The 21324-nt window shown below is 72.7% G+C and carries 21 protein-coding genes and 1 pseudogene; 16 read left to right on the forward strand and 6 right to left on the reverse strand.

What is annotated here, in order from left to right; translation table 11 throughout:
- Positions 1-361 precede the first annotated feature (361 nt).
- Entirely contained in the window at positions 362-1402 is a 1041-nt protein-coding gene (locus tag ABD317_RS07720; RefSeq protein ID WP_344289040.1) for a Ppx/GppA family phosphatase, read from the forward strand.
- A 36-nt stretch (positions 1403-1438) separates the two neighbouring features.
- On the opposite strand, the gene ABD317_RS07725 is transcribed toward ABD317_RS07720, so the two are convergent.
- Positions 1439-2017, reverse strand: a complete 579-nt coding sequence (locus ABD317_RS07725) for a dihydrofolate reductase family protein (RefSeq protein WP_344289041.1) — start codon at positions 2015-2017, stop codon at positions 1439-1441.
- 87 nt (positions 2018-2104) lie between these two features.
- Positions 2105-2506 carry an SseB family protein gene (locus tag ABD317_RS07730; RefSeq protein WP_344289043.1) on the reverse strand — a complete coding sequence of 134 codons (402 nt, stop codon included), beginning with the start codon at positions 2504-2506 and terminating at the stop codon, positions 2105-2107.
- A gap of 153 nt (positions 2507-2659) precedes the next feature.
- Here ABD317_RS07730 and ABD317_RS07735 point away from each other — a divergent pair, with 153 nt between their 5' ends.
- From ABD317_RS07735 to ABD317_RS07765, 7 genes are all read left to right on the forward strand, one after another.
- On the forward strand, positions 2660-2983 hold the full coding sequence (locus ABD317_RS07735; RefSeq protein WP_344289044.1) for a plasmid stabilization protein: 324 nt from the start codon (positions 2660-2662) through the stop codon (positions 2981-2983).
- Between the two features lie 192 nt (positions 2984-3175).
- The gene (locus ABD317_RS07740) at positions 3176-3856 is read left to right on the forward strand and encodes a lytic polysaccharide monooxygenase (RefSeq protein WP_027752096.1); all 681 of its coding nucleotides are present in this window, start codon (positions 3176-3178) and stop codon (positions 3854-3856) included.
- 217 nt (positions 3857-4073) lie between these two features.
- Positions 4074-5267, forward strand: coding sequence for a hypothetical protein (locus tag ABD317_RS07745; RefSeq protein WP_344289045.1), 1194 nt, complete (start codon positions 4074-4076; stop codon positions 5265-5267).
- Between the two features lie 35 nt (positions 5268-5302).
- Positions 5303-6118, forward strand: a complete 816-nt coding sequence (locus tag ABD317_RS07750) for an SAM-dependent methyltransferase (protein WP_344289046.1) — start codon at positions 5303-5305, stop codon at positions 6116-6118.
- Between the two features lie 427 nt (positions 6119-6545).
- The gene (locus tag ABD317_RS07755; RefSeq protein WP_344289047.1) at positions 6546-7445 is read left to right on the forward strand and encodes an aromatic prenyltransferase; all 900 of its coding nucleotides are present in this window, start codon (positions 6546-6548) and stop codon (positions 7443-7445) included.
- Positions 7446-7610: 165 nt separating this feature from the next.
- Positions 7611-8834: an FAD-dependent monooxygenase gene (locus ABD317_RS07760; RefSeq protein ID WP_344289048.1), complete on the forward strand. Its 1224-nt coding sequence runs from the start codon at positions 7611-7613 to the stop codon at positions 8832-8834.
- Between the two features lie 233 nt (positions 8835-9067).
- Positions 9068-9577 carry a PhzA/PhzB family protein gene (locus ABD317_RS07765; protein WP_344289049.1) on the forward strand — a complete coding sequence of 170 codons (510 nt, stop codon included), beginning with the start codon at positions 9068-9070 and terminating at the stop codon, positions 9575-9577.
- A gap of 112 nt (positions 9578-9689) precedes the next feature.
- Here the strand turns inward: ABD317_RS07765 and ABD317_RS07770 are convergent, their stop codons facing one another.
- Positions 9690-10586: a S1 family peptidase gene (locus ABD317_RS07770; protein WP_344289050.1), complete on the reverse strand. Its 897-nt coding sequence runs from the start codon at positions 10584-10586 to the stop codon at positions 9690-9692.
- Between the two features lie 788 nt (positions 10587-11374).
- Here ABD317_RS07770 and ABD317_RS07775 point away from each other — a divergent pair.
- The 7 genes from ABD317_RS07775 (at position 11375) to phzG (ending at position 17600) form a co-directional block, all read left to right on the forward strand.
- The gene (locus tag ABD317_RS07775) at positions 11375-11836 is read left to right on the forward strand and encodes a PhzA/PhzB family protein (protein WP_037780161.1); all 462 of its coding nucleotides are present in this window, start codon (positions 11375-11377) and stop codon (positions 11834-11836) included.
- 56 nt (positions 11837-11892) lie between these two features.
- Positions 11893-13062: a 3-deoxy-7-phosphoheptulonate synthase gene (locus ABD317_RS07780; RefSeq protein WP_078627400.1), complete on the forward strand. Its 1170-nt coding sequence runs from the start codon at positions 11893-11895 to the stop codon at positions 13060-13062.
- Positions 13063-13129: 67 nt separating this feature from the next.
- Positions 13130-13753: an isochorismatase family protein gene (locus ABD317_RS07785; protein ID WP_027752087.1), complete on the forward strand. Its 624-nt coding sequence runs from the start codon at positions 13130-13132 to the stop codon at positions 13751-13753.
- Complete coding sequence (locus ABD317_RS07790; RefSeq protein WP_344289052.1) at positions 13750-15711, forward strand: anthranilate synthase family protein; 1962 nt, start codon at positions 13750-13752, stop codon at positions 15709-15711. The genes ABD317_RS07785 and ABD317_RS07790 overlap by 4 nt, the downstream gene beginning before the upstream one ends.
- On the forward strand, positions 15708-16043 hold the full coding sequence (locus tag ABD317_RS07795; RefSeq protein WP_027752085.1) for a hypothetical protein: 336 nt from the start codon (positions 15708-15710) through the stop codon (positions 16041-16043). Before ABD317_RS07790 ends, ABD317_RS07795 begins: the two co-directional genes overlap by 4 nt.
- Before the next feature lie 33 nt (positions 16044-16076).
- Positions 16077-16916: a PhzF family phenazine biosynthesis isomerase gene (locus ABD317_RS07800; RefSeq protein WP_027752084.1), complete on the forward strand. Its 840-nt coding sequence runs from the start codon at positions 16077-16079 to the stop codon at positions 16914-16916.
- 45 nt (positions 16917-16961) lie between these two features.
- Positions 16962-17600 carry a phenazine biosynthesis FMN-dependent oxidase PhzG gene (phzG, locus tag ABD317_RS07805; protein ID WP_344289053.1) on the forward strand — a complete coding sequence of 213 codons (639 nt, stop codon included), beginning with the start codon at positions 16962-16964 and terminating at the stop codon, positions 17598-17600.
- A gap of 85 nt (positions 17601-17685) precedes the next feature.
- Here the strand turns inward: phzG and ABD317_RS07810 are convergent, their stop codons facing one another.
- Together ABD317_RS07810 and ABD317_RS07815 are read right to left on the reverse strand one after the other, a co-directional pair.
- Positions 17686-18693 carry a methyltransferase gene (locus ABD317_RS07810; RefSeq protein ID WP_027752082.1) on the reverse strand — a complete coding sequence of 336 codons (1008 nt, stop codon included), beginning with the start codon at positions 18691-18693 and terminating at the stop codon, positions 17686-17688.
- A gap of 60 nt (positions 18694-18753) precedes the next feature.
- Positions 18754-19716, reverse strand: a complete 963-nt coding sequence (locus tag ABD317_RS07815) for a sigma-70 family RNA polymerase sigma factor (protein WP_344289054.1) — start codon at positions 19714-19716, stop codon at positions 18754-18756.
- Between the two features lie 135 nt (positions 19717-19851).
- Between ABD317_RS07815 and ABD317_RS07820 the strand changes: the two are divergent.
- Positions 19852-20242 (forward strand): annotated as a pseudogene (locus ABD317_RS07820) (pyridoxamine 5'-phosphate oxidase family protein).
- A gap of 38 nt (positions 20243-20280) precedes the next feature.
- Here the strand turns inward: ABD317_RS07820 and ABD317_RS07825 are convergent.
- Positions 20281-21201, reverse strand: coding sequence for a TIGR03619 family F420-dependent LLM class oxidoreductase (locus ABD317_RS07825; protein ID WP_344289055.1), 921 nt, complete (start codon positions 21199-21201; stop codon positions 20281-20283).
- Positions 21202-21324 lie beyond the last annotated feature (123 nt).

The following is a 21324-nucleotide window of genomic DNA, read 5'->3' on the forward strand; positions in this document are numbered from 1 at the left end:
GTTCTCATGCTAGGGCTATGTAAAGCCGGTGTGAAGAGGGGCTTCACGAAGATGGCCAGGAGTCCGAAAACAAGGTATTGCCGGGTTGGCAGCATGTCCGCGGCTGTCAAGTCTACGCGGGTGGACGCACGGAATACGTGACGGTAACGAAAGCAAACCCTTTCGTTGCACAGCACCGGCTGGCGGAGTCCGGCCAGAATCACGTGTACGCGGTGCGGGGAGCCGCCACCGCGGAAATTCCGCCCCGCGCCGGGGCCCGCCGCGCCCGCCCCGGTACCGGGGGAACCGGTTCTGATGAGGTCGGATGAGGTCGGATGAGGAAAAGTGTCTACACAGCCCCCGTTTGGGGTACGTGAGGCTGATGAGAGTCGGCGTGATCGATGCGGGTTCGAACACGGTGCGGCTGGTGGTCGCGGACGCGGACGGCCAGGTGCCGCTGCCCGTGCACACCGCCAAGCGGCAGCTGCGGCTGGCGGAGCTCGCGGACGCCGACGGACGGCTCGGGGAGCGGGCCGTCGGGGAGCTGGCCGCGGCCGTCGGCGCCGCGCGCGAGGAGGCCCGGCGCTGGGGCGTCGCGGAGCCGTTCGCCTTCGCCACCGCGGTGGTGCGCGATGCCCCCAACGCCCGCGACGTCTGCCGCGCCGTCCGCGAACGCACCGACGTGGCGCTGCAGTTGCTGCCGGGCGAGAAGGAGGCGGAGCTGACGTTCCTGGCGGCCCGCCGGTGGATGGGCTGGCGGGCCGGCCCGATGGCGGTCCTCGACATCGGCGGCGGCTCCTTCGAGGTGGCCTGCGGCCGCAGCCGGCTGCCCGACTTCGCCCTCGCGCTCCCGCTGGGGGCCGGCCGGCTGACCCGCGAGTTCTTCGGCAGGCACGACCCGCCGCCGCCGGCCGCCGTCAAGGCCGTGCGCCGGCACGTCCGGCACCGGCTGCGTGACGTGGCCGCGCGCATCCGCTGGGAGGCGCCGCGCACGACCGTCGTCACCTCGCGCACCATGCAGCAGCTCGCCCGCCTCTGCGGTGCGGCACCCGGCCGGCACGGCCCGTTCGTCCCCCGCACGATGGCGCAGGAGGACCTCCGCCGCGCGGTCAGGCAGCTGCGGCGGCTGCCCGCGGCCGAACGCGCCCGGCTGCCGGGCATCTCGCCGGCGCGGGCCCGGCAGTCGCTCGCCGGCGCCGTGGTCGCGCACACCGCGATGAAGCTGATGAGCATCGAGACCGTCACGGTCTGCCCCTGGGCGATCCGCGAGGGGATCCTCCTGCGCACCGTCGAGGAGGGCAGCGTGAGCTGGTGGACGGCCCCGGCCGGCGACGAGCCGCGCGTGCCGGGACAGCGGAAGCCGCCGCCGCACCCCGGCCCCGGGCTCGACCGGATCCGGCAGCAGATCAACCTGTCGAGCTGAACCGGTCCGCCCCGGGCGGCGGGTGTGCGGCCGGGCTCAGCCGTGCAGGCGGGGCCGGTAGACCAGCTCCTGGACGGAGCCGTCGAGGGTCCGGGTCCCGAGCAGGTCGAGGTCGAAGTCGGCCGCGCCCCGGAAGACCGGGTCCAGCCCGGTCCGGCCGGTGATCACGGGAAAGAGCGTCACCTGGACGCGGTCGACCAGCCCGGCGGCCAGCAGCGCCCGGTTCATCGACAGGCTGCCGTGCGAACGCAGCGGCACGTCGGACTCCTCCTTCAGCCGGGCGACGACGTCGACGGCGTCGCCGTGCGCGACGGTCCCGTCCGCCCAGTCGAGGGGCCCCTCCAGCGTCGTCGACACCACGATCGCCGGCAGCCGGGTCATGCGCGTGACCCACGGGTCGCGCACCTCCGAGTCCTCGGTGCTCTCGGCCAGCATGCGGGTGAACAGCCGGTAGGTCCGGGCCCCGAAGACCATCCGCTGCTCCTCCTCGTACTGGCCGAGGCGGTGGGCGAGCAGCTCGGGGCCCTGCTTGCCCCAGTAGCCGGTCCAGTCGCCGCCGGCGGCGCCGAAGCCGTCGAGGCTGGTGAAGACGTCGAAGGTGTAGGTCGCGGTCACGGTGGCCTCCAGGGCGCGGGCGGTCGGGTACGGAGGTGCAGACCGCGCGCCGCGGCGGAACTCATCGACGGTGGCTCGGGCGGTGGCTCAGGCGGTGGCCAGCAGGTCCCGCACGCCCTGGGCCGTCAGCGCCATCTCCTCCGGCGCGCCCGCGTCGATGACCAGCGACGGGCCGTCCGAGGGCCAGCCGCGGGCGAGGTCGCCGAGCGACACCGCGTTGTAGTGCCGGATCTCCGGGAAGACCTGTTCGAGCCGGTCGGCGGAGGTGAAGACCGGCACCAGCCGGGTGCCGTCGCCCTGCTCCACCACCGGCAGGCTGAGCGCCTGCGGCCGCGGGGGCTCGGCCGCCTCCTCCACCGGGTCCGGGTCGGGGAGCAGCACGCGGCTCTCGGCGAGCGTGTGCAGCGCCTCGTCGTCCGGTCCCTGCTCGGCGACGGTGTGCAGCGCCTGCTGGGCGGCGGAGCGCTGGCCGTCGGGGTGGTATGTCATGAGTGTCCCTTCGCCGTACGGTGTCCCGGCTCGGGTTCCCCGGGGAGCCGCGCGGAAACGGAAGCGGGCAAGTGACCCTTTTGCCCGTTTGATGCGGAATCCGTCCTGGCGGACGATGAGGACGTCCGACCGAACCGCGGCCAGGGAGACACCATGCCGAGAGGGTCCAGCCCCAAGAGGGAACGCCAGTACGAGCACATCAAGAAGGGCGCCCAGAAGCGCGGCGTCCGTACCGGGCGGGCGGAGGAGATCGCCGCCCGCACCGTGAACAAGGAGCGCGCCCGGACCGGCGAGGCCCGCACCGCGAGCCGCACCTCCACCCGCGACATCTCCTCCGGCCGCCGGGGCGGGCTCCGCTCGGGCTCGGGTGCCGCGGGGCCCACCTACGACCAGCTCTACGCCGAGGCCCGGCGCCGCAACATCCACGGCCGCTCGTACATGAACAAGGCCCAGCTCAAGCGCAAGCTCGGCCGCTGACGGCGGCGCCCGGGCGGCCCGCCGCCACCCGTGCGGCGGACCCGTTCCGGGCCGCCGGTCCGCACGGGCCCGGCGGCGGGCCGCCGGGCCCCGAAATGTTTCGTACAGGTGTCACCGGGGGAGGGATCGGATGAATGGGAGCGCTCCCAATCCTTCCGCACCTCCCAACCCCCTCCCGGAGGAGGAGTCGCAGTGTCATCGCTACGGAACGATCGCACCGACGCGCGGAGCCTGCCCGTCCGCGCCCTCCTGGCCGTCCTGGCCGCCGCCGCACTCCTGCTGACGCCCTGGACCGGCGGCGGCACGGCCGACGCCCACGGCTCGGCCGCCGACCCCGTCTCCCGCAACTACGGCTGCTGGCAGCGCTGGGGATCCGACTTCCAGAATCCTGACATGCAGCAGCAGGACCCCATGTGCTGGCAGGCGTGGCAGCACGACACCAACGGCATGTGGAACTGGAACGGCCTCTACCGCGAGGGCACCGGCGGCGACTTCGAGGCCCACATCCCCGACAACCAGCTGTGCAGCGCCGGGCGCACCCAGGACGGCCGCTACAACTCCATGGACACCCCCGGCCCGTGGCAGACCTCCGACCTCGACACCGACTTCACCGTCGACGTCCTCGACCAGGCGTACCACGGCGCCGACTACCTGCACGTGTACGTGACCCGGCAGGGCTACGACGCGGAGACCGACGCGCTCGACTGGGGCGACCTGGAGCGCGTGGCCACCGCCGGCCCGTACGGCCCCGCCAACCACTACACCGCGGACGCCAGCGCGCCCGGCCGCAGCGGCCACCACATCGTCTACACCATCTGGAAGGCGTCGCACGCGGACCAGATCTACTTCTTCTGCAGCGACGTGACGTTCTGACCACGCGCGCCGACCACGCGCGGGCCGGCGGAGATCCGTTCCGCCGGCCCGCCGCGGACCGGTCCGTACGGAACGGGCGGCTCCGTACGGCCAACGCCCATGTTGCAAAAGGAACTCGACCGGGGAACGCACCGAACGCACGCGCGGGAGGCATGTCTATGATCAGGCATCAGTCCGACCGGCCTCCCCCGGCCGCCCGATCGTCACTGGATCTCATATGCGTCTGCACCACGTGCGTAGAAAGGCGGTCCCCCTCGCCGCCGCCGTAGCAATGCTGTCCGTGCTGGCCGCCTGCGGCGACAGCGACGACGACGGCGACGACGGCGGGAGCAGCGCCTCCCCGGCCGCCGCGGCCGGCGGCGCCACGGATCTGAGCAAGGAGTGCCCGGCGACGATCGTGGTCCAGACGGCGTGGTGGCCGGACATCACCTCCGCCGGCGCGATATACCAGCTCCTCGGCGACGACATGGACGTCGACGCGAACGCCAAGAAGGTCACCGCCCCGCTCGTCGCCTCCGGCGGCAAGGACACCGGCGTGCGGCTGGAGCTGCGCTCCGGCGGCCCCGCGATCGGGTTCAACCCGACGTCCTCGCAGATGTACACGGACGACAGCATCCACCTCGGCATCCCCCAGGGCTTCGACGAGGCGATCCAGAACTCCGAGAAGCAGCCGACGCTGGCGGTGATGTCGCTGCTGGCGAAGAACCCGCAGGTGATCATGTGGGACCCGGAGACGCACCCGGACGTCGAGACGATCGAGGACCTCGGTAAGACCGACACCACCGTCGTCTACGTCCCCACGCCGTACATGGACTACCTGACCAGCACCGGCGTCCTGAAGAAGGACCAGGTCGACAGCTCCGGCGACGGCTCCCCGGCGCGCTTCGTCGCCGCCGGCGGCGACATCGCCACCTCCGGGTACGCCACCGAGGACCCGTACATCTACGAGAAGGAGCTGCCCGACTGGGGCAAGCCGGTCGCGTCGCAGCTCGCGTACGAGTACTACCCGAACCCCGGTCCCTCGCCGGTGATCCGCGCGGCGGACAAGGGCGAGCTGGCGCCGTGCCTGAAGAAGCTGGTGCCGGTCGTCCAGCAGGGCGTGGTCGACCTGATGGAGAACCCGGACCCGGTGATCGACAAGGTCATCGAGCTGCGCGACGCCTTCAAGGCCGACCAGCCGTTCTCGAAGGGCGTCGGGAAGTACTCGATCGAGCAGATGCGGGCGCTCGACCTCGTCGCCGACCCCGGCAAGCCGGTCGGCGAGTTCGACACCGCGCGGGTGGAGGAGCTGATCGGCCTCGCCGGACCGGTCTTCGAGGCCCAGAAGAAGCCCCTCAAGGACGGGCTGGCGCCCGGGGACCTGGTGACCAACGAGTTCATCGACACCTCGATCACGCTCGGCGGCGAGTGAGACCATTGGCTGAGGGCGCGGGTACGGAGGCACAGATGACGGTTGACGGGACCTCGGCCGGACGCGAGGGGAGAATGCCGCTGCCGGACGCGCGCAGGGCGCATCCCTCGCGGTTCTGGGACTACGCGCTGGGCGGCCGTGACAACGTGCACGCCGACCGCGACCTGCTGCAGGAGGCCGAGCAGATCATGCCCGACCTCAAGGTCCTCACGCGGGAGCAGCGGCTCTTCGTCGACCGCGCCGTCGAGTTCTGGGTCGGCGAGGCCGGTGTCCGGCAGATCCTCGACATCGGCGGCGGGATGCCCACGGACATCTACGACAACGTCCACGAGGTCGCCCACCGCATCGCCCCCGAGACCCGGGTGGTGTACGTCGACAAGAACCCCGTCGCCGTGGCGCACATGGCGGCGCTGCAGGCCGACGGCGAGTACACCGTGGCCCTGGAGGGGGACGTGCGTGAGCCGGACACCGTCCTGTTCAACGACGCCGTCAGGGCCACCCTGGACTTCACGATGCCCGTCGGGGTCCTCCTCTCGGGCATCCTGCACTTCCTCACCGACGACGAGGACCCGGCCGGCATCGTCGCCCGCGTGCACGAGGCGGTCGTACCCGGCAGCTATCTGGCGGTGAACCACATCTCGTCCGACGTCGACCCCCGCGTGCCGGCGGTGATCGACGTGTTCGGACAGGCCAGCGACCCGCTGATCGACCGGGGCCGCGCCGAGCTGGAGCGGATCCTCGACGGCTGGACGCCGGTGGAACCGGGCCTCGTTCCGGTCAGCCAGTGGCGCCCGGCGAGCGAGGTGCAGAACGCCTGCGACGCGTACGGGGCGGTGCTCCGCAGAACCTGAGACGAGGCGCGCCGCGGTCGCGCGACGGCGGGGCCGCCGCCGGGGAATTCCCCGGCGGCGGCCCCGCCGTGCGTTCGGCGGTGCGGTCGCACGGCTGGAATGCGGCAGCGCCGGGAAATTGACGAGTAGTCACCCGTGGCGCACCGTGGGTGAGCGTTGTCTGCTTTTTCGGCACGGGCGGCCCGGATGTCAAGCGCTCGCCAAGTGCACGTAAAGCCAGAAGCAAGCAGGAGCTGGGAGGATACGGACGTGTCCCCCAGCCGATCGTTGGGGGTGTCTGCCCTCGCCGACACCTGCTTCTGGCCGTCAGAAACGAACTCCTCGACGCCGGCCCGGTGGCGGCCGATCGATCTGAACGCGCCGGGCGACGGGGCACAGGGTTTTACTGTCCCGACGAACACCGAGGTCGACCCCCCTGGAGGGAAGAATGCCTGAGGCTACCAAGCTGGAAACCGTCTTTTCGGCAGTTGAGGAAACCGCTCGGCTCGTGGACGCGCCGTGCTCCCGGGAGAAGGTCTGGCCGGCTCTGGAAACCTTCGGGCGATGGCTCGACGACGCACACATCATTTTCAGTATGGGCACGGGCCACAAGTACCGGGGCGAGCTGGCATTCGACTTCACCGTGCCCCCCGAGGCCGGCGACCCCTACGCCGCCGCGGTGGCGGGCGGCCTGTTAGAGAAGGTCGACCACCCCGTCACCGGCCTGTTCTCCGAGATCGGCGACCGCTTCCCCGTCGACGCGTACGCCGTGGACTACGGCGTGCGGGGCGGCTTCAAGAAGGCGTGCGTCTTCTTCCCGCTGGCCAGGCCGCAGAGCATGAAGGCGCTTGCGGAGCTACCGTCCATTCCGCCGGCCCTCGCCGCGCACGCCGACTACTTCGCCGCCGCCGGGCTCGACGGCAAGGTCTCCTGCATCGGCATCGACTACGGCAGCCGGACGTGGAACCTCTACATCAGCGGTCTCACCCCCGACTACACGCGGCCCGACGCCATCGTGGCCACCCTCGGTGAAATGGGTCTTTCGAAGCCGAGCGAGCACATGCTGGAGTTCATCAGCACCTCGTTCGCCATGTACCCGACCTTCGGCTGGGACACCACCCGGATAGAGCGCATGTGTTTCTCCACGCGCACGTCGGATCCGAATCTGCTGCCCGCCCGGATAGAGCCCGGCGTCGCAAAGTTCGCCCGCGACATGCCGACCGTGCACGGCGGCGAACCCAGCTATGTCTACGCCGGCACGGTGGCGCGGGGCGAGGAGTTCTTCAAGCTCGCCTCCTATTACCAGATGTCATCCAAGGTCTCCGAACGGGTTCGCCCGGCGGACTGAATCACGTACCACCACTGCGGCCAAGGAGCCGAGCATGCGCAAGAGACGAAGTCACCCCGAATCCGTGGACTCCGCCGGGCGGGCACGCCACGTCCGTAACCGCGAACTCGCCGTTTCCGGGAGCGCCTTCACCGGGTGTTCCGGAGCAGCCGGGGTGGTCGCCCGATGACCGCGCCCGTCGTTATCGCCGGCGGCGGGATCGGCGGGCTCACCGCCGCGCTGAGCCTGCACGCCGCCGGGATCGATTCACTGGTCGTCGAGAGTGCCCGCCGCATCGAGCCCATCGGCGTCGGCATCAACCTCCTCACCCACGGCGTCCGCGAGCTGACCGAGCTGGGCCTCGGCGAGGAACTCGCCGGGCTCGGCGTGGCCACCGCGGAGTACGTCTTCTGCGACAAGTTCGGCCACCCGCTCTTCACCCAGCCGCGTGGCGAGGCCACCGGCTCCAAGTGGCCGCAGTACTGCATCCACCGCGGCGAGCTGCACCTGATGCTCCTGGCGGAGGTCCGCCGGCGGCTCGGCCCCGACGCCGTCCGCACCGGCACCCGGCTGGAGGACTTCACCGAGCGCGACGACGCCGTCGAGGTCCGCGTCACGGACCGCGAGAGCGGTGCCGCCGAGACCCTGCAGGCCGCCGCGCTGATCGGAGCCGACGGGCTGAACTCGGCGGTCCGCGCCCGGCTGCACCCGGACGAGGGGCCGCTGGCCTGGTCCGGGGTGCGGATGTGGCGCGGCGTGACCGAGGGCGTCCCGCCGTTCTTCACCGGCCGCTCGTGGGTCGGGGTGGGCGACGGCGCGGTGACGCTCGTCGCCTATCCGATCGGCAAGGACCGCACCAACTGGGTCTGCCTGGTAAAGGTCGCCGACGCGGGCTCGCTGCCCGACGCCGGCGACGCCGCGATCGACGACCAGCGCGAGGGCCGGCTCTCGGAGGTGCTCGGATTCGTCGAGGACTGGTCGATCGACTGGCTCGACCCGCGCGACCTGCTGCAGCGCTCCGGCCACATCCTGGAGTACCCCATGGTCGACCGGGATCCGCTGCCCGCCTGGGGCAGCGGCCGGGTCACGCTTCTCGGCGACGCCGCCCACCCCATGTACCCGGCGGGCGGCAACGGCGCGGCGCAGGCCGTCCTCGACGCGCGCGTGCTCGCCTACGAGCTGGCGCAGGCGCACGGCGACGTGCCGGAGGGGCTGGCCGCGTACGAGCGTCAGCGCGTGGAGCCCGCCAACGCCGTCGTCATGGCCGCCCGGGCCATGGAGCAGGCCGCGGGCCCCGACACCTGGGACCGCGACCGGGTCACCCAGATGATGGAGATGTACCGCAAGAAGGCCGAGAGCGAGGCCGCGCAGCTCAACTCCCGCCCCTCCTACACCCCGGGGAGGGAGTAAGGGAGCAGAGCGGGTGGTCGCGAGACTCCTCGGGACCCGGAGGGGCCGCCGGCAGCCGCCGGCGGGCCCCGGCTGCTCTGCGACACGGCAGTACCCGCACCGCCCGCGGCGGAGGGCCGGCCCCGGCCGCGGCCCGCGCGTACGTCCGCGGCCGTCCCCCTGTGGCGGCGTACGCGCTCTCCCCACCGACAGGCACCACCCACCTCATCCGTCCGCTCGCGCCAGGAGGCGCCATGACCTCGTCAGTGTCCCTTCATTCGGATGCCGCCGCTCCGGTGTTCACCGACCACCACGACCTGCGGGCCCGCAACCGCCGGGCCGTAGAGCAGTACATGCTGACCGACGCCGAGGCGCGGCTGCGCCGGTACACCCTCTACACCGAGGACGGCTCCGCGTCGCTGTTCTACACCGACGTCGGCGGCCCCATCGTCGTCCGGGGCCGCGACAAGCTGAAACGGCACGGGGAACTGTCCCTGCAGGTGCTGCCGGACTGGCAGTGGATCGACGTGCACCTCTACCAGACGCAGGACCCGTCCGTGATCTGGGTCGAGTGCGACGGCGAGGGCACGATCCGCTTCCCCGGCTATCCCAAGGGCCGCTACCGCAACCACTTCATCCACGGTTTCACGCTCGACGACGGGCGGATCGTCGCCAGCCGCGAGTACACCAACCCGATCGAGCACATGCGCGCCCTCAGCATCGAGACGCCCCGCATCGAGCGGGGCTGGATCCCGTCTTCCTGAACCGCCGGGCTGCAGGACGCCGCCCCGCACGCCGGCGCGGAGACGCGGACCCCGGCCGGCGGGAGGCCGGCCGGGGCCGAGTGCCGTGCGTCGTGCGCGTGTGCGCCGGGGCTCAGAAGACGTCGACGCCGTAGGCGTTGAGAGCCTCCACGACCGGCTGGTAGAACGTGGTGCCGCCGGAGGAGCAGTTGCCGCTGCCGCCGGACGTCAGGCCGAGGGCCGTGCTGCCGGAGAAGAGCGGGCCGCCGCTGTCGCCGGGCTCGGCGCAGACGTTCGTCTGGATCATGCCGTACACGACGTCGCCGCCGCCGTAGTTGACCGTGGCGTTCAGGCCCGTGACGGACCCGCCGTGCAGACCGGTGGTGCTGCCGCTGCGCTGGACGGACTGGCCCCGCGAGGGGTTGGCGGCGTTGGTGATGTCCTGGTACTGACCGTTGTACAGATACACCCGGCCGTCGGCCGCCGCGGGGTTGGAGTGCCGGATGATCCCGTAGTCGTTCGTCGGGAAGCTGGTGCCGGCCCTGCTGCCGATGCTCCACGAGCTGCCGATGTTGGTGCAGTGGCCGGCCGTCAGGGCGTACTTGGTGCCGTTGCTGCTCTCGACGTTGAAGCCGAGCGAGCAGCGGGCGCCGCCGGTGGTGATGGCCTCGCCGCCGGCGATGTACTTGGTGAACTTCCCGTTGGTGCGCTGTACTTCGACGGCGCCGGCGTTGTCGCCGGCCGCCTCGGTGATCCGGGCCACCTCGGCCGCGGAGACGGTGCTGTCGACGGTGACGACGACGGTGTCGCTGGCATGGTCGACGTACCAGGCGGTGCCCGCGACGTCTGCCGTGCCGATCGCGCTGTCGACGGCCTTGAGCTCTGTCGTGCTGAACGAGGGTGAGGCGTCCTGTGCGTTCGCACCCGCGGGCAGCGCGAGCGCTGCCGCGGCGGCGAGGCCGGCGGCCGCGGTGATCAGCCGCAGTCTGCCGCGGAACGCCCCGGTGGGGGTGGTGCGCGTGATCTTCACAGATGTCTCCTGGGTTTGGGGGAACCAGGGCTTCGAGGTGACGAGCCCCTGAGACACCGTCAGCGGCCCGGCTTTTGCCGTGCCCCTGACACGTCGTAGGGGAGTCTTCGGCACGCGGCGGCGATGCGCAAGACCGCCCCCCGGCCCCGGGCGGCCCCGGGGGCCCCCCCCCGGGCCGCCCCCGGGGCCGCGCCGGGGCGTCCGGCCGGCCGGGCGGGCGGCCGCCGGGCGGCGCGTCCGCAAATGCCGGGCGAATCAGCCGGCGCCCGCGGCGGCTGATTTCAGCCGCCTCTTCATGACGGCGCACATTCATCGCGGAGTCACCGCGGCGACGTTTTGCACAGCGTCCGGAATCAGAATGGCAATTCATTGCCAGCCGCTGGAAGGAAGCTGCTACCCCGCGCCGAACGGGCCCGGCAGGCGGATATGGTGCTGGAGCAGGTTCTGATCCGTACAAGAGACAAGGGAGGTCCAGCTCGGTGGTACGTGTTTCAGTCCGATCTTCCGCCGTGGCCGGGCCTCCGACGCGGCGTTTCCGTGTCCCGTGCGCCCGACCTGCGCAGGGGATTGCCCGCGGCACCCCCTTGCCGGCCGGGAATTCCGCCCGCTTCCGGTGAGCCGCGCGGACCGGTCCTGATGCATTGGCAGCGGAATTCCACCACACCGACCGGGCGCCCGAGCACCTTCGACGCCCAAGCCCCCGGCGGCCGTTGACCGTATTCCGGACGACGTGGTCCGTACGGGATCCGCCCCATCCGCCACGTGAGTAAAGGGAAGTGAGTCCAGCTATGTCCGGCGACAATGAGGTACGCGACCACAACCGCGCCATCGTCGAGAAGTACATGCACTGCCGCGGCCAGGACCGGCTGGAGCGGCACCTCCTGTTCACCGAGGACGGCACCGGCGGCCTGTGGACCACCGAGACCGGTGAGCCCATCGTCATCAGCGGCCGCGACCGGCTCGGCGAGCACGCCGTCTGGTCGCTGAAGTGCTTCCCCGACTGGGCCTGGATCAACATCGAAATCTTCGACACCCAGGACCCCAACCGCTTCTGGGTGGAGTGCGACGGCGAAGGGAAGATCAACTTTCCCGGCTACGAGCCCGGTCACTACCGCAACCACTTCCTGCACTACTTCCTCTTCGAGGACGGGAAGATCAAGCAGCAGCGCGAGTTCATGAACCCCTGCCAGCAGTTCCGTGCCCTGGGTATCGAGGTGCCCACGGTCCGCCGCGAAGGCATCCCGACCTGACGGCGACCGCCCGACGACCCTCGTAACTCGACACGCACACTCGGCAGGGGGAGAACGTGCCTACCTCAGTCCAGGAATTCCACGCGCCACCAGCTCTTCAGCAACCCGTGTGGGAGGACGCCGGCCAGGTGCGGCGGGTACGCGAGGCCCTCGACGCCGCGCCGCCGCTCGTCACCGAGGACGGCGCGGCGCGGCTGCGGCGCCGGCTCGCCGAGGTCGCCGAGGGACGCGCGCACCTCATCCAGGCCGGCGACTGCGCCGAAGACCCGGCGGAGTCGAGCCCGTACCACGTGCGGCGCAAGAGCGCGCTGCTCGACGGGCTCGCCGACACGGCGGCCCAGATCACCGGTCGGCCGACCTTACGGATCGGCCGCATCGCCGGGCAGTTCGCCAAGCCCCGCTCCAAGCCCGTCGAGCAGGTCGGCGACCTCACGCTGCCCGTCTACCGCGGGCACATGGTCAACCGCCCCGAGCCCGACGCCGAGGCCCGCCGCCCCGACCCGCAGCGGATCCTCGAGTGCTTCGGGGCCGCCCAGGACGTCGTGCATGAGCTGGACGCCGTCAACGCCGGGCGCCCGGACGCCGAGCGGGTGTGGATCAGCCACGAGGCGCTGCTCCTCGACTACGAGACGCCGATGCTGCGGCGCACCGCCGCCGGCGAGCGCTACCTGTCCTCGACGCACCTGCCGTGGGTGGGGGAGCGCACCCGCCGGCCCGACGGCGCCCACGTCGGGCTGCTCGCCGACGTCGTCAACCCGGTGGCCTGCAAGGTCGGCTCCGGCACCACGGCCGCGGAGATCACCGAGCTGGCCGACCGGCTCGACCCGGCCCGCCGGCCCGGCCGGCTCGTGCTCATCTCCCGGATGGGCGCCGGCTTCGTCACCGGCCGGCTGCCGGCCCTGGTGCAGGCCGTCCAGGCGGCCGGCCACCCCGCCGTGTGGATCTGCGACCCCATGCACGGCAACACGGTCACCGGCCCCGACGGGCAGAAGACCCGGCTGATGGACGCGATGCTCGCCGAGATCCACGGCTTCTGCGCCGCCCTCGCCGCCACCGGCGGCGTCAACGGCGGGCTGCACCTGGAGACGACCCCGGACCTGGTGACGGAGTGCGCCGCCGACACCGCCTCCATCGGCTCCGCCGGCCGGCGCACCACCTTCTGCGACCCCCGGCTCAACCCGGGCCAGGCCCACCAGCTCGTGGCCGCCTGGGCCGGAACCCGCTGAGAGCAGACGCCGGGCCGCGGGCCCCGCCCCGGACCCGTACCCCACCGCACCCGAGAGGAGCCGAACCGTGGTCGGCATACCCGTCATCGACCCGTACGAGCTGCCGACGGCAGAGACCCTGCCGGCCAACCTGGCGGCGTGGACGCCAGACCCCGCCCGCGCGGCCCTGGTCGTGCACGACATGCAGCGGTTCTTCCTGCGCCCGGTGCCGGAGACGGTCCGCTCCCAGCTCGTCCACAACGCCGCGCTGCTGCGCAAGCGCGCCGCCGAACTCGGCGTGCCCGTCGCGTACTCGGCGCAGCCCGGCGGCATGAGCCGGGAGGAGCGCGGCCTGCTCGTCGACTTCTGGGGACCCGGCATGCGCACCGCGCCGGAGGACCGCGAGGTCGTGCCCGAGCTGGCCCCCGCCGACGGCGACTGGCTGCTCACCAAGTGGCGCTACAGCGCGTTCTTCAAGTCCGGGCTGCTGGAGAAGCTGCGCGCCGCGGGCCGCGACCAGCTGGTGCTCTGCGGCGTCTACGCGCACGTCGGCGTGCTCGCCACCGCGATCGACGCCTTCACCCACGACATCCAGGTGTTCCTCGCCGCCGACGCCGTCGCCGACTTCACCGCCGACCAGCACCGGATGGCGCTGGAGTACGTCGCCCAGCGCTGCGGGATGGTCGTGCCGAGCGCGGAGATCTTCGCATGAGCGCCGCCCGGGAGACCCGCCCGGACGCCGGCGCCGACCTGCTCGACCGGCTGCTCACCGGGCCCGTCCCGCCCGCGTTCGCGCTGCTGCACCGGCCGGAGAGCGGCACCCCCGGCACCGTCGACGTCCTCCTCGGCGACGTCTCCCACCCCGGCTCCCTGGCCGGCCTGCCGCTGCCAGAGCCCGCCGCCCCGCCGGCCGCCACCGCCCACCGCACCCTGCTGATGGTGCCCTACCGGCAGCTCACCGAACGGGGCTTCGCCGCCCCCGACGACGGTGCGCAGCTGATCGCCATGAACGTCACCGAGCAGGCCGCGCTGCCGCTGGCCGACACCCTCGCCCGGCTGCCCGACACCCCCGCCGCGCTCACCGGCCACCGCTTCGACCTGTCCGACGAGGAGTACGCCGACGTCGTACGGCGGGTGGTGACCGACGAGATCGGCACCGGCGAGGGCGCCAACTTCGTCATCAAGCGCACCCTGCTCGCCGACGTCGGCGGCGAGCCCGCGCGCGCGGCGCTGACCGTCTTCCGGCGGCTGATCTCCCTGGAGCCCAGCGCCTACTGGACGTTCGCCGTGCACGTCGACGGCCGCACCTTCGTCGGCGCCACCCCCGAGCGGCACATCTCCGTCACCGGGGGCCGCGCTGTGATGAACCCGATCAGCGGCACGTACCGCTACCCCGCCGGCGGCCCCACGCTCGACGGCCTCACCGCGTTCCTGCGGGACCGCAAGGAGACCGACGAGCTGTACATGGTGCTGGACGAGGAACTGAAGATGATGTCCCGCATCTGCCCGGAGGGCGGCCGGGTCACCGGCCCCGCGCTGAAGGAGATGGCGCGGCTCGCCCACACCGAGTACTTCATCGAGGGGCACACCGAGCGCGACGTACGGGACGTCCTGCGCGAGACGCTGTTCGCGCCGACCGTCACCGGCAGCCCGGTGGAGAGCGCCGCCCGCGTCATCGCCCGCCACGAGCCGCAGGGCCGCGGCTACTACAGCGGCGTCGCCGCACTCGTCAGCGACGAGCCCACGGGCAGCCGCACGCTGGACTCCGCCATCCTCATCCGCACCGCCGACATCGCGGACGACGGGCGGCTCTCCCTGGCCGTGGGGGCGACCCTCGTACGCCACTCCTCCCCGGAGGGCGAGGCGGCCGAGACCCGCGCCAAGGCCGCCGCGCTGCTCGACGCCCTGGGCGCCGCGCCCGCCGCCGATCCCGCCGCACCGGCTCCCGCCGCCGATCCGGCCGCCGTCCCGCCCGCCCCGCGCTTCGCCGACCACCCCGCCGTCCGCGACGTGCTGCGCGGCCGCAACACGGGCATCGGCGATTTCTGGCTCGCCGCCACCGGCGCCCGCCCGCTGACCGTGCCCGCGCTGGAGGGCATGAAGGTCCTCGTCGTCGACGCCGAGGACACCTTCACCGCGATGATGGTGCAGCAGCTGGAGGCCCTCGGCCCCACCGCCGAGGTACGCCGCTTCGACGAGCCCTACGCCGTCGACGGCTTCGACCTCGTCGTCATGGGCCCCGGCCCCGGCGACCCCCGGGCCGGCGCCGACCCGAAGATCGCCGCGCTGGACGAGGCCGTCGCCGGACTGCTCGCCGACCGCACCCCGTTCCTCGCCGTCTGCCTCAGCCACCAGGTGCTCAGCCTCCGGCTCGGCCTCGACCTGGTCCGCCGCGACCGCCCCAACCAGGGCGTGCAGCGCGCCATCGACCTCTTCGGCCGCCGCGAACACGTCGGCTACTACAACACGTTCGCCGCGGTCAGCCCCGCGGACGAACTCGACGTGCCCGCCGTCGGCCGGGTCCGCGTCAGCCGCGACGCGGCCACCGGCCAGATCGACGCGCTGCGCGGCCCGCACTTCGCCTCCTTCCAGTTCCACGCCGAATCCGTCCTCACCGTCGACGGGCCCCGGCTCATCGGCGACGCGCTGCTCGGGGTGATCGGCCGGTGAGGTGCGATATCACCCTCTGGGACCTCGACGGAACCGCGCAGAGCGTCGACTCGCTGCGCGAGAACCTGCGCGCCGGGGCCGCCGACGAGTGGGCCGGCGTGCCGGGGCTGCGGGCGAAGTTCTGGGTCGCCGACCGGGAGGGCAACCGCTGGGGCGCCGTCATGGTCTGGGAGCACGACCGGCCCGCGGACCTCCCGCTGCCGCCCAACCGGGCCGCCGAACTGATCGGCCGGCCCCCGGTGCACCACCTGAGCTTCGACGTCGAGGCCGTCGCCGAGGGCGTGCACCAACTGCCCGTCCTGCACGGCCTCGGCGCCGCCCTCACCGACTGAAGAACTCGTATCCGCCCGTCAGGAGTGCCGTACATGCCCGATCTCGACTACATGCTGGTGGACGCCTTCTCCCGCAGGCCGCTGTACGGCAACCCCGTCGCCGTGTTCCTCGACGCCGAGGAGCTGACGCCCGACCTGATGCAGCGCATCGCCCGGGAGATGAACCTCTCCGAGACCACCTTCGTGCTGCCCCCCGGCGAAGGCGGCGACGCCCGCATCCGCATCTTCACCCCCGTCAACGAACTGCCCTTCGCCGGCCACCCGCTGCTCGGCACCGCGGTCGCCCTCGGCGAGACGCGCAAGCAGGACCGGCTGCGGCTGGAGACGGCGATGGGCGTCATCCCGGTCGTCCTCACCGACGACGAGGGCGCGGTGAAGGTCAGCATGCGCCAGCCGCACCCGGTGTGGGAGCCCTACGCCGAGGCCGACGAACTCCTCGCCGCGCTCGGCGCCGACACCTCCGTCGCCCCCGTCGAGGTGTACCGCAACGGCCCCCGGCACGTCTTCGTCGGCCTGGAGAGCGTGCCCGCGCTGTCCGCGCTGCGGCCCGACCACCGCGCGCTGTCCGCGTTCCCCGACATGGCCGCCAACTGCTTCGCCGGCGAGGGCCGGCAGTGGCGCGCCCGGATGTTCTCGCCCGCGTACGGCGTCGTCGAGGACGCGGCGACCGGCTCGGCGGCGGGCCCGCTCGCCATCCACCTCGCCCGGCACGGCCTGGCCGCGTACGGCGAGGAGGTGGAGATACTCCAGGGTGTCGAGATGGGCCGGCCCTCCCTGATGCTCGCCACCGCCGACGGCGACGGCGACCGGATCAACTCCGTCCACGTCGGCGGCCACGGGGTCACCGTGGGACGCGGCACCCTCTTCCTCTAGACGCCCCGGCGCCCGGCGGGCGGCCACCTGCGAGAAAGGCACGTGATGCAGACCAGCAAGTTCGAAAGCCTCACCGTCGAGAACGACCCGGACTTCCCGGAGTACGACAACCCGCCCGCCGACCCCGTGGGCCTCATGCAGCGCTGGCTCGACCGCGCCGTCGAGGTGGCGGTCCGCGAGCCCAAGGCGCTGGCGCTCGCCACCGCGGACAAGCGCGGCCGGCCGTCCGCGCGCATCGTCCTGGTCAGCGCCATCGACGAGCGCGGCGTGCTGTTCACCAGCCACGCCTCCAGCCGCAAGGGCCGCGAGATCGAGGAGAACAACTGGGCCGCCGGGCTGCTGTACTGGCGCGAGACCGGCCAGCAGATCAAGATCTCCGGCACCGTCGAGCCGGTCCCCACGGCCGAGTCCGAGTCCCTGTGGCAGGCCCGGGCCATCCCGCTGCACGCCATGTCGGTGGCGTCCCGGCAGAGCGAGCCGCTGGCCGACCCGGGGGCGCTGCGCGCCGAGGCCGAGCGCCTCGGCGCGGACGGCAAGGCGCTGGACCGCCCGGAGCGCTTCTACGGCTACCGGCTGCAGCCGCAGGACGTGGAGTTCTGGGCCCACCGCCCGGACCGGCTCCACCTGCGGCTGCGCTACGACCGCGAGGGCGACGGCTGGGCCTCCGTCCGCCTCCAGCCGTAGCCCGTACGGCGCCGGCGCCCGGCCGGGCGGCGGCCGTACAGCCGCGAACGGCGCGGGCGGCTCCGCGCCGTGCGCCCCGCGGGGCTCAGGCCTTCGTCGCCTCGATGATCGCGGCGTGCGGCGAGACGTGCAGCACGTTGTCCGGTGCCAGCCCCGCCTTGCGCATCAGCTCCTCGTACTCCGCCTGCGTCCGGCCCTTGCCGTTCAGGACCGTCAGCATCGTCATGTCCACGGTCTTGCTCGGGTGCGGCTCGTTCCCCTCCGGCACCAGCGCGTTGACCATGAGCAGCCGGGCGTCGTCCGGCATGGCCTGCCGGCACACCTCCAGGATCTGCACGCACTGCTCGTCGGGCCAGCTGGCCAGCACGTGCTTGAGGATGTAGACGTCGCCGCCTTCCGGCACCGCCTTGAAGAAGTCGCCGCCGACCGCGTGCCACCGGCCCGCCAGCTCGGGCACGTCCAGCACGTGCCCGGCCACCACCGGTTCGAGGTCCAGCAGCGTGCCCTCGACGTGCTCGTTGCGCCGCAGGATCGCCCGCAGCTGCCCGCCGCGGCCGCCGCCCACGTCCACGACCTTGCGCGCGGAACCGAAGTCGTACGCCGCGGCGACCTGGTCGCTCAGGGCCTCCGAGAACGACGCCATGCTCGTGTCGAACTGCGCGCCCAGCTCACGGTTGGCGAACAGGTACTGGTAGAAGGGCATCCCGAACTCGGCCTCGAACGGATTCCCGCCCGTACGGATCGCCTCCGGCAACCCCATCGCCGACCGCAGGAAGATGTCGTGGCCGTGCACCTCCACGTACGCGCGCATCGACATCGGCCCGTCCTCGCGCAGCAGCTGCGCCATGGGCGTGAGGGCGAAGCGGCCGTCCTCCTCCTGCCGGAAGACGTCGTGCGCGGCGAGATAGCGCAGCAGCCGGGCCAGGTACGGGCCGTTGAGCCCGGCCTCCGCCGCCATGTCGTCAGCGCTGCGGGGGCCGTCGGCCAGCAGGTCGGCGAGCCGCAGCTCCGCGGCCGCGTGCAGCGCGGCGGACCGCAGATACCCGGTTGATAAATCGATCAACTGCTCGATGGGATTGGTAGATGCGTCCATGCGCACACCCTAGGCCGGAGGGTCGGTGCCGGACAGACGGCCGGACACGGCAGGTATCTGCTACCCGCGGCGGCCGGTCAGGGTGCGCTGGTACAGCTCGATGCCCAGGCCGGAGAGGTCGGCGCGGATGTCGATCCCGGTGATGCGCCCGTTCTCCGTGCCGAAGCAGAACGCCACGTGCGGACGGCCGTTCTGGACCCACACCAGCCCCGCCTCGCCGTCGATCAGCGCCGGCGCCGGGCTCCAGGTCCGGCCGGCGAACACCCGGGTGACGGCGTCCGCGCCGCGGATCTCGGGGACGTTCGTGATCGGGTTCTCCCCGCGCAGCTCGGCCTCCAGGCTCATCTGCACCGCCGCCGCGTCCGTACGCAGCACGATGTCCGGGTCGAGCATCGCCAGCAGCGCCTCGAAGTTGCCCTCCCGGGACGCGGCGAGGAACGCCGTCGCCAGATCCGACTTGCCGGTTCCGGCGGGGCCGGCGGAGCCGTCGTACACGCCGAAGCTCTCGCCCCGCCGCGCGCTGGGCGTGGAGCGCTGCACGCGGCGCCGCGCCCGGCTGGCCAGCTGCCGGGCGGCGGCGGGGGAGCGGTCGACGATGGCCGCGATCTCCACGAAGGGCACGGCGAACATGTCGTGCAGCACGAACGCCAGCCGCTCGGCCGGCGTCAGCGTGTCCAGGACGACCAGCAGGGCCAGCCCCACGGAGTCGGCGATCATCGCCTCCTCCTCCGGGTCGTCCGGCGACTGCTCGTAGGGCTGGTCGCCGCCCTCCGTCGCGTCCACCAGGACCTCGGGCCGGGACTTGCGGGACTGCAGCATGTTCAGCGACACCCGGGCGACGATCGTCGTGACCCAGCCGCTGAGGTTCTCCACCTCGCTGGTGTCCGAGCGGCTGAGCCGGATCCACGCCTCCTGGACGGCGTCGTCGGCCTCCTGGACCGAGCCCAGCATCCGGTACGCGACCGCGCGCAGCCGGGGCCGGTCTGTCTCGAAACGTTCGGCCAGCCAGTCGTGTTCACTCATCGGTGACCAGGTCCTCTCCCAGTTCGCCCCTCATACAACTGACCGGCGCGCACGCGCCGATGTGACGCGGCGGGGGAGAAAACCCGCCAGCAGGCGGCACCGCCGGCCGGGGACCGGCCCGGCTACCGTGACCGCATGCGCGAAACCCCCGAGGACCTGCGGCGGCTCCAGGGACTGCTCGACGCCTCCCTGGCCCGCTCCACCGGCCACCTCCGCTCCCTCATCAACGCCGACCGTACCCTGACCGCGGAGCAGCTCACCCGGGTGCTGACCGGCATGTGCACGCTCGCGCTCTCCACCGTGACCGCCCGGGGCGAACCCCGCATCAGCGGCGCCGGGCGACGCGGTCACGCTCAACCCCGCGGAGGGGGAGCCCGACCCCGAGTGGCCGGACATGCTGGCGTACTTCCGGGACTTCTACGGCGAGGACGCCTTCCGCTGGGACGAGGAGGTCGTCTTCTACCGGCTCCGCCCGCACTGGATGACCGTCTTCGCGCCCGACGCCGCCCGGCTGGGCGTCGGGTAGCGCCCCCCTGCCGTCCGCCGCCCGCCGCCCCGCGGCGGTCAGGACGCGGCGTCGGCGTACGCGAGGGAGAGCCGGGACAGCACGTCGATCTGCTCGTCCTGGTCGATCATCGCCCAGAAGACGTGGTCCACCCCCAGCCGGTCCAGCTCCAGCAGATCCTCCGCGACCTGCTCCACCGAGCCGGTCACCGGGCCCCGCTCGGCGACCGCGGGACCGGCCGTGACCCCGCCGTTGACCTGCACCACCAGCGGCAGCGACGCCGCGTCGTGGCCCGCCGCGGCCGCGCTCGCGCGGAACGCCCCGACCGTCGCCCGCAGCGCGTCCCAGTCGAAGACGACGAGGCTCAGCCCCAGACCCAGCCGCGCCGCGCGGTCCACCGCCGCCGGGCTCCCGGCGCCGACGAGCACCGCCGGCCCGCCGGCCCGTACCGGCTTGGGCCCGATCTCCGACTCCGGCACCCGGTAGAACCGGCCGTCGACCCGTACCGGCTTCGGGCCCCAGACCGCGCGCATCACCCCCAGGTGCTCCTCGAAACCCGCCCCGCGCCGCGCCAGCGGCACCCCCGCCGCCGTGAACTCCTGCTCCATCCACCCCTGCCCCACCCCGGCCAGCAGCCGGCCGGCGGAGAGCCGGTCCAGGGTGGCCAGCCGGCGGGCGAGCAGGACGGGGTTGTGCAGCAGCGCCGGGATGACGCTGGTGCCCAGCAGGACACGCTCGGTCGTCGCCGCCACGTACGCCAGCGTCTCCAGCGGGTCGTGGGCGTCAGCCCACTGCTCGGGGCCCATCATCTCCGGCCCGCCGGGACCGCCCATCGCGATCGGCTTCGTGGGCCGCAGCCACCGCTCGTTCGTCCAGACGCTGCCGAGCCCCGTCTCCTCCGCCCGCCGCGCGACGCCGGCCAGGGCGTCGGGGGCGGCCCCGGGACCGTACTGCGGCAGGGACGCGCCGATCTGCACCATGATGTGCTCCTCGTTTGTCGCGGATGTCGTTGGAAGAACCGTCACGGGGAGAGACCGCCGCGCGGCCGGAAACTCATCGCCCACCCGCCGCGCACGGCGGCCGCCCGGCCCGCAGGCACCGGC

This window comes from Streptomyces synnematoformans (assembly GCF_039531005.1).
Taxonomy (GTDB): Bacteria; Actinomycetota; Actinomycetes; order Streptomycetales; family Streptomycetaceae; genus Streptomyces; species Streptomyces synnematoformans.